At 46.9% G+C, this 595-nt stretch carries 2 pseudogenes; both read left to right on the forward strand.

What is annotated here, in order from left to right:
* Window positions 1-184: pseudogene (gene tnpA, locus L5M18_RS23315) on the forward strand (IS200/IS605-like element ISSod23 family transposase); the annotation flags it as partial.
* 51 nt (window positions 185-235) lie between these two features.
* Window positions 236-595, forward strand: a pseudogene (locus tag L5M18_RS23320) (IS4 family transposase); the annotation flags it as partial.

The following is a 595-nucleotide window of genomic DNA, read 5'->3' on the forward strand; positions in this document are numbered from 1 at the left end:
TGCGATAAGGCTATTCAATAAATTCCCTCATGTACGTAAAAAGCTATGGGGCAATAGCTTTTGGGCCAGAGGTTATTTTGTAGATACAGTAGGTGTTAATGAAGAAATCATTAGACGATATGTGCGCCATCAAGATAAACAAGATCAGGAACATGAGGCTCAATTGTCGTTGCAGATGATGTAGTTTTTGGAATAGCCCCTTCCAGGGGCAAGTCAAAGCCGCCTTCTAAGAAGGCGGATTCTTTACTACTACGAGCGCCGCTGGCTGATTGAAGACTTCCATAAATCCTGGAAAACGGGCGGTACGCAGGTGGAAGACTTACGGCTGCAAAGCAAAGATAATCTGGAGCGGATGATTGTGATTCTGGCATTTATCGCCACACGTATCCAGCAACTGCGTTGTTACGCAGGCCAAGCTGAACAAGCGAAAAAACGGCCTTGCGATAGCCTGTTAAGCCCATTGGCCTGGAAGTTGTTATGGCTAAAGACGGAAAAAAGCCAACCGCCCGAACAAGTCCCCAGTGTGCATTGGGCTTATCTAAGATTAGGAAAACTCGCGGGCTGGAATGACAGCAAACGAAGCGGAATTGTGGGC

Source organism: Shewanella sp. SM20, from assembly GCF_025654545.1.
Taxonomy (GTDB): Bacteria; Pseudomonadota; Gammaproteobacteria; order Enterobacterales; family Shewanellaceae; genus Shewanella; species Shewanella oncorhynchi.